Annotated in this window: 1 pseudogene; it reads left to right on the plus strand. The window is 33.4% G+C overall.

Features of this window, described 5'->3' with window-relative positions:
• The first annotated feature begins 214 nt into the window (after positions 1–214).
• A pseudogene (locus VB715_RS21920) lies at positions 215–1,564 on the plus strand (IS1380 family transposase).
• The last annotated feature ends 192 nt before the right edge of the window (positions 1,565–1,756 follow it).

Here is a 1,756-nt window from a genome sequence, read left to right on the forward strand (position 1 = left end):
CCTGCATTATTCATGAGAGAATCAAGAAAAAGCTTGAAAGCCTTATGCAGTCTCAAACATAGCAATTTGAGTCCCACAACAGTCTGTGATCTCTATCTATTACTAACTCATGATTGTTTAATTATCTAAAATAATAGAAGAAAATATGGTCAAAAATTCCATTTTAGTCTCTAATAAATAGAGCAATAAAGTAAGGTAATTAGTCCCATTTTTTATGACAGAGTTTGCTACCAATCTCCCCTTTAATTTTGCTACCCAGAAGCCTTTAGAGGTCAAGTTTTCTGGATTAGATTTAAGTTCTGACGCTGGATTATTGCTAATTAAGCAAGCAGAAGAAAATTTAAAAATGTGTGAAGGCATAGCCAATTGTTTAGAAGATAAAAGAGAACAACATAAAGTTAAGCATCCTCTGTTTCAGTTACTCAGTCAAAGAATCTATCAAATAGCAGCAGGATAGGTCGATACCTTAGATAGTAATGACTTACGTCATGACCCAATTTTTAAGATTATTTGTGATAAAATTCCCAAAATAGGAGCAGAATTATTAGCTAGTCAACCGACAATTAGTCGACTAGAAAATCGAATAACTAAACAAGAAATTAAAAGGATACGTCGTTTTTTTGTCGATAAATTTCTTCAAAATTATCCCTCAGCCCCAGAACAAATAGTATTAGATATAGATGGATTTGATGCTTACACTCATGGACATCAACAGTTAAGCTTATTTCATGGTTATTATGGACATCAAATTTATTTTCCTGTATTAGTTAATGAAGCGAGCAGTGGTTATCCTTTAATTTTACACTTAAGACCAGGAAATTCTCACGCAGGGAAAGGAGTTTTAGGATTACTAAGATGGTTATTTTGGCGTTTAAGAAAAGCTTGGCCTAATGTCAAAATAATCTTACGAGGCGATGGGGGGTTTTCTTTACCTGAAATCATTAATCTGTGCGAAAAAAAAGATGTCAAATATGTTTTTGGTTTTAGTAGTAATGCTGTTTTAAAACGGAAAATTAATTACCTTCTTGACCTTGCCCGATTACAGTATTTTCGCACTCAAGAAAAAGCTCGTTTATTCTCAGATGTATATTATGCTGCCAAAAGCTGGGATAAACCTCGTCGAATTGTGATGAAAGCAGAATGGCTAGAAAAAGGTGGCAATCCTCGATTTTTGGTAACTAATTTGGAGACAGAGGCACAAGAACTTTATGATAATTTTTATGTCCAAAGAGGAGCCAGTTCTGAGCATAGAATCAAGGAATTAAAACTAGGGATTAATGCAGATCGTCTCAGTTGTCATAAATTTATTGTCAATCAATTTCGCTTATTTCTCTGCCAAGCAGCTTACATTTTAATGCTTGAACTTCGGGCTTCTGCAAAGGGAACTTCTTTAGCGATCGCTCAAGTTTCTCGTCTGAGGGAAACCATCATAAAAATAGCTGCGAAAGTTAGTGTTTCTGTTAGAAGAACTTTAGTAGAATTAGCTGCTCATTGTCCTTTTCGGGATGACATTCTCTTAATGGTACAAAGATTATCTTCTGGTCAACAATTAATTTTTTTCTAACATCTATATCTCATAGGATTATTGTATCTATATAACATTATTTTAGGCTTTTTTCCTCTTTTCCGCTAGTTTTTTGTGATGGGATTAGCCAAAATCCACTACTTTTTAAAAATCCCTTTAATAAAAAATCGTTTTTGATGCCAATTTTTTATTTTTTTTGTTTTGTTTTTTCTTCATGAATAATGCAGGCTA

Source organism: Crocosphaera sp. UHCC 0190, from assembly GCF_034932065.1.
GTDB lineage: Bacteria > Cyanobacteriota > Cyanobacteriia > Cyanobacteriales > Microcystaceae > UHCC-0190.